The organism is Pedobacter sp. GW460-11-11-14-TSB4, assembly GCF_059423705.1.
The window spans coordinates 362,754-368,930 of record NZ_JBWKYI010000002.1 but is presented as its reverse complement, the minus strand read 5'-3'; the positions used below and the strand labels follow the sequence as shown (position 1 = coordinate 368,930).

5 protein-coding genes are annotated in these 6,177 nt (G+C 36.8%); 4 read left to right on the top strand and 1 reads right to left on the bottom strand.

The annotated features are described in order from the left end of the window. The first annotated feature begins 121 nt into the window (after window positions 1–121). The 3 genes from nadA (at window position 122) to thiL (ending at window position 3,533) form a co-directional block, all read left to right on the top strand. Window positions 122–1,120, top strand: coding sequence for a quinolinate synthase NadA (nadA, locus tag AC07YT_RS04580; RefSeq protein ID WP_086548474.1), 999 nt, complete (start codon window positions 122–124; stop codon window positions 1,118–1,120). Window positions 1,121–1,173: 53 nt separating this feature from the next. After that, window positions 1,174–2,400 (top strand): dicarboxylate/amino acid:cation symporter, encoded by a 1,227-nt coding sequence (locus AC07YT_RS04575; RefSeq protein WP_494945183.1) that lies wholly within the window; start codon window positions 1,174–1,176, stop codon window positions 2,398–2,400. A 92-nt stretch (window positions 2,401–2,492) separates the two neighbouring features. Next, a complete protein-coding gene (thiL, locus tag AC07YT_RS04570; protein WP_086548472.1) occupies window positions 2,493–3,533 on the top strand; it encodes a thiamine-phosphate kinase in 1,041 nt (346 codons plus the stop codon). Between the two features lie 281 nt (window positions 3,534–3,814). On the opposite strand, the gene AC07YT_RS04565 is transcribed toward thiL, so the two are convergent. Then, on the bottom strand, window positions 3,815–5,191 hold the full coding sequence (locus AC07YT_RS04565; protein ID WP_086548470.1) for a DNA recombination protein RmuC: 1,377 nt from the start codon (window positions 5,189–5,191) through the stop codon (window positions 3,815–3,817). A gap of 118 nt (window positions 5,192–5,309) precedes the next feature. Between AC07YT_RS04565 and purU the strand changes: the two genes are divergently transcribed. Then, the gene (purU, locus tag AC07YT_RS04560) at window positions 5,310–6,149 is read left to right on the top strand and encodes a formyltetrahydrofolate deformylase (protein ID WP_086548469.1); all 840 of its coding nucleotides are present in this window, start codon (window positions 5,310–5,312) and stop codon (window positions 6,147–6,149) included. Window positions 6,150–6,177 lie beyond the last annotated feature (28 nt).

The following is a 6,177-nucleotide window of genomic DNA, read 5'->3' as shown; positions in this document are numbered from 1 at the left end:
ACAATACTAACACACTAATAAACAAACAAGATTTATTTATTTAAAAATACTTATTAATTATTGAGACGTTGAAAGCTTTATCTTTGGCCAACGTCAAAATTCAAAAAAGGAAAATTTTAAAATGAACATAGATGTCTTAGAAGAAATCAACAAAAAAGGTTTCGCAGAAGAAGAAATTGATCCTACACTCGATCTTTTTGCGGAGATTGAGAAATTAAAAAAGGAAAAGAATGCCATCATTCTTGCACATTATTACCAAGAGCCTGACATACAGGATATTGCAGATTATATTGGCGATAGTTTAGGCTTATCTCAGGAAGCTGCAAAAACGGATGCTGATGTAATTGTGTTTGCAGGTGTGCATTTTATGGCCGAAACGGCGAAGATTTTATCACCGAATAAAACGGTTTTATTGCCAGATGTAAAAGCAGGATGCTCATTAGCAGATAGTTGCCCACCGCATTTGTTTAGAAAGTTTAAAGAAAAATATCCAGATCACCTGGTGATCACGTATGTAAACTGCACGGCCGAATTAAAAGCTTTAAGTGATATTGTTTGTACCAGTACCAATGCGGTTCAAATTGTAGAGAGTTTACCTAAAGATCAAAAAATAATATTCGGCCCCGACCGGAATTTAGGTGCTTACGTGGCCAAGAAAACTGGTCGCGATCTGGTATTGTGGAATGGTGCCTGTATGGTACACGAAATTTTTTCACAGGAGAAAATTACCAAGCTGAAAGAACGCCATCCGAATGCTAAGTTTATTGCCCACCCGGAATGTGAAGAAGTGGTTTTGAAAATGGCTGATTATATTGGTTCAACAACCGGACTTTTAAAATATACCATTACCAATCCGGCAACAGAATTTATTGTAGCTACCGAAAGTGGAATTATCCACCAGATGGAGAAGGCAAATCCAACAAAAACATTTATTCCGGCACCGCCAAATAATAGCTGTGCCTGTAACGATTGCCCTTACATGAAAAGAAATACTTTAGAAAAACTATATTTATGTATTAAAAATGGTTTGCCAGAAGTTACTGTACCTGGGCATATTATCGAGCAGGCACGTAAGCCGATTCAAAGAATGCTGGATATTTCGGCGGAATTGGGTTTGTAAAAATTACCAAACCTTACAGGTTTCAAAAACCTGTAAGGTTTATTGAAATATTTATGGAAAAAAACAACATCCTTAAAAATTATTCAGGCTTATTATGGCTTTTGGTAGGTATAACTGTTGGAAGTATAGTGGGTTTAATTTTTGGGAAAAGTGTAGAGAGTATAAAACCATTAGGTGATATATTTTTAAACCTGTTGTTTACTGCCGTTATTCCATTGGTATTTTTTGCAGTTTCGTCGGCAATTGCCAATATAGACCGGACAAAGAAATTAGGAAGATTATTAACCATTATGGTTTTGGTTTTTCTTTCTACCATACTCATTTCTGCGGTTTTAACGCTGGTTGCCACATGGATTTTCCCCATTCATCAGCAATTGGGAAATACGCCTTTACCAACTGAACCAGAAAAAATACAGTCGTTTGGGGAACAAATGACCCAACTTTTAACCGTAGGAGAATTTTTTGAGATTGGCAGTAGAAAAAATATGCTGGCTCTCATTATTTTTTCAGTATTAGTGGGTTTTTCTACACTATATTCTGGGAAAGAGGGCGATGGCTTTAAAAACTTCCTGGTTTCGGGCAATGAAGTGATGAAAAAACTCATCATTTTAATTATGAAACTGGGGCCAATTGGTTTGGGTGCTTATTTTGCCTATCAGGTTGGGGTTTTTGGGCCACAGCTTTTTGGAACTTATGCCAAAGCTTTAGGTTTGTATTATGGTGTAGGCGCATTTTATTTTATCGTCTTTTTCACCTTATTTGCTTTTGTTGCAGGTGGGTTTAAAGCGATAAAAGTATTTTGGAAAAATAATATTGTGCCGTCTTTAACTTCTATCGGAACCTGTAGCAGTATTGCCACGATTCCGGCGAATTTAGATGGTGCCCGAAAAATGGGGGTGCCCGATTACATTACCAATGTGACGATTCCCTTAGGTTCAACCTTGCATAAAGATGGTTCGAGTATCAGTTCTATTGTTAAAATTGCGGTTGTTTTTGCCATTTTTGGTAAAGATTTGGTTCATGTTGATACCATAATTTTGGCTTTGGGCATTACCGTTTTAGTCAGTATTGTTGAGGGCGGAATACCAAATGGGGGCTATATTGGCGAATTATTAATGATTTCGGCTTACCAATTGCCACCCGAAGCTTTACCACCGGCTATGATTATTGGAACGTTGGTTGATCCGATGGCGACTTTGTTAAACGCTACGGGTGATAATGTTGCAGCGATGTTAATTGCCAGATTTACCGAAGGTAAAAATTGGATGGAGAGTAAATAAAATAGATAAATCCGTCATGCTGAATTTAGTTCAGCATCTTATTAGTAAGGCTCTGAAACAAGTTCAGCGTGACGATAATTGTAATATAATTTATGTTTGAGAATAAAGAGCGTACAGATATTAATGAATTAGGTGAGTTTGGGTTAATTAAACACCTGACTACTAATTTTAAAATTAAAAATGATTATTCGGTAAAAGGAGTTGGGGATGATGCGGCTGTTTTAGATGCTAAAGGAAAGCAAACCTTAATTTCAACCGATTTATTGCTGGAAGGAATCCACTTTGATCTGGCTTATGTGCCTTTAATGCACTTAGGTTACAAGGCTGTTCAGGTAAATTTGAGTGATATTTATGCCATGAACGGAAAAGCTAGTCAGATTACAGTTTCGCTGGGTTTGTCGAGTAAATTTCCCTTAGAAGCAGTTGAAGAAATTTACAAAGGAATTGAACTGGCCTGCAACAAATACAACATCGATTTAATTGGTGGAGATACTTCATCAAGCAAGCAAGGTTTGGTGATTAGTATTACCAGTATTGGTTATGCCGATGCCGATAAAGTGGTGTACAGAAATGGTGCTCAGGAGCATGATTTATTGTGTGTTTCTGGAGATTTGGGCGGTGCTTATTTAGGCTTGCAAATTTTAGAAAGAGAGAAATTAATCTATCTGGAAAATCCACAAATACAGCCAGATTTAGAAGGTAAAGATTACATCATCGAAAGACAATTAAAACCAGAGGCAAGGATGGATATTGTTGCACTTTTAGATGAAATGAATATCAAACCCACTTCGATGATTGATGTTTCGGATGGTTTAGCTTCTGAAATTTTGCATTTGGCAGAACAATCAGATAAAGGAATAACCATTTATGAAGAAAAAATACCTTTAGATCCAATGACTTATGAAACGGCCCGCGAGTTAGGTTTAGACCCGACAGTTTGTGCTTTAAGTGGTGGCGAAGATTATGAGTTATTGTTTACCATCAGTCAGGAAGATTATAAAAAACTGAAACATGATGTAGACATAACCGTGATTGGCCATGTTACCGATAAAAATTCGGGCTGTAAAATGGTTTCAAAATCGGAAAAAGTACATGAGTTGAAAGCCCAGGGATGGAATGCTTTTAATAAGTAATTATTATATATTCGTCATTGCGAGAAGGCTTTTTTAGCCGACGAAGCAATCTTTCTCACTAAAAAGATTGCTTCGTCATTCTTCCTCGCAATGACGGTTTTTTCTTTGAATTCTAAAAAGACTAAAGTATTCACTGAAAATAGAAAAATTTTAAAAAAAATCGTTCACAGGCTCTCACAAAAAATCACTAACTTTGCAAGTTTTTGTGATCATTTTTTAAGTAATACCATTTCTAAAAATCGGGAGGCTTCGCCTCAAAATTTTAAAAACCGCTTTAAACACTAATCCTCATTGGCATCCAGATATTTTGTATCAATCTGTTTGGTGGTTTTTGCTCCAAGTTTTTTAATCTTTTCAGAAGTGTTGGTTAAATTTCCGGCGCCGACTGATAATTTATTAATGGCTTTATCATAGGCATCCTGTCCATTTTTGATGTGTTTACCAATGTTTTCCATGTCAGCAACAAAGCCTACAAATTTATCGTACATGCTGCCGCTTAAACGGGCAATTTCCATTACATTCCGGTTTTGGCGTTCCTGTTTCCACATGCTGGCAATGGTACGCAAGGTGGCTAATAAGGTTGATGGACTCACGATTACTACCCTTCTATCCCATGCGAAATTGAATAGTTCGGCATCTTTTTGTATGGCAATACTGAAAGAAGATTCGATCGGAACAAACAGCAAAACAAAATCCGGAGAATTGATCTTATATAAATCCTGGTAATTTTTAGAAGAGAGCTCTAATATGTGATTCTTGATCGAGGCTAAATGGGCTTTTATAAAGCCGTCACGCTCTTCATCCGTCTCTGCTGATACAGAACGCTCATAAGCAACCAGCGATACCTTAGCATCAACTACAAGATGTTTGTTGTCTGGAAGATCTATCACCACGTCGGGCTGGTAGCGACCGCCTTCGGCGGATACATGCGAGGCTTGAATGCGGTATTCCTGATCGCGCACTAAACCCGAGCGTTCTAAAACTTTTTCTAAAATTACTTCTCCCCAGTTGCCTTGTTTTTTGCTATCGCCTTTTAATGCTTTGGTTAAATTATTGGCATCTTCCTGGATCTGTTTGCTTTGGTCCATTAATAAAGAAATTACACCTTTTAAGGTATTTCTTTCGTCTGACTCCGCTTTATAAACTTTTTCTACCTTATCTTCAAAGGCTTTAATGTTTTCTTTCAAAGGATTTAAAATAATATCCAGATTGGTGCGGTTTTGCTCAATAAATTTACTCGATTTTTCCTCCAGGATTTTATTGGCAATTAATTCAAAGTCTTTGTTCAGTTTTTCTTGCGATTGCTCATAACTTAGCTTTTGTTCGGCAAGCTTTTCTTTTTCGGCGACGTAAAAAGATCGCGTGCTTTCCAGTTCACGGTTGGCATCTGCAAGCCGATCGCGTTCAGCCTGTAATTCATCAATCAATCGTTGCTGCTCCTGCTTAAGCAAAATCGTAATGTGTTCTTTTTCAACCGATAAATTAGAAACACGCTCGTCGGCTTTGGCTAAACTAATTTTTAACGATTCATTTTCACTTTTTATTCTTTCGAAATCTTCTACCGAGATAATAGAAATCGCAGCCTGTGGTTTCTTTAAGAATAAAAGTACCAAAACAATTAAAATAACGATTAGTAAAGCAATACCGGCGATCTCCATAATGATAAAAATTTTAGCAAAAATGAATATTTAAAATAGATATACCAAAAATTTTTAGTTATTGTGAATGGGGTATAACGGAAAAAAATTTATATAATTGAACATTAGTATATTATAAATGAATGCATTAACAGTCCTCATATCCTGCCCCGATCAAGTTGGTTTAGTTACAAATATTACCCGGGTGCTGGCTGCACATCAATTGAATATTATTGCGATGCGCGAGTTTGTAGATGAAGCCAATAAATCTTTTTTTACCCGTATTGCCTGTACCGGAAATTTAGAGGATGCAGATAAATTAAGAGAAAAACTTTTAGAAAATTTGCCCAATGCTGCCGAGGTAAATTTAATTACCCAGCAGGAAAAACAGATTGCTGTTTTGGTCACTAAAGAGTACCATTGTTTAGCCGAGATACTGATTAAAAATCAGTTTAAAACTTTAGGGGCCAATGTTAGGTGTGTAATTGGTAATTATGAAAGCCTGAGGGATTTTACTGAAAAATTGGGTATTCCCTATTTTTACGTCGATCATACGAATAAAGATAAAAGTGCATTTGAAGCTGAAGTAAAAGAAATTATCAACCGGTTCGGGGTAGATTATTTGGTGCTGGCCAAATTTATGCGAATTCTATCCGCTGATTTTGTAAAAGATTATGCAGGTAAAATCATCAATATCCATCATTCGTTTTTGCCCGCTTTTATAGGTGCCAATCCCTACCGTCAGGCTTTTGAACGTGGTGTAAAAATTATTGGTGCTACTGCCCATTTTGTTACCGATAACCTGGACGAAGGACCGATTATTACCCAACATACCAATCATGTGGATCATAACTTTGGGGTGAAAGAAATGGTTCGTGCAGGTAAAGAAATAGAGAAAAAAGTATTGTTAGAAGCCCTGGAACTTATTTTTGAAGACCGCGTTTTTGTGAGTGGAAATAAGACGATTGTGTTTAAGTAAGCGCTTGGCGTTAGGTGCTAAGTGTTTG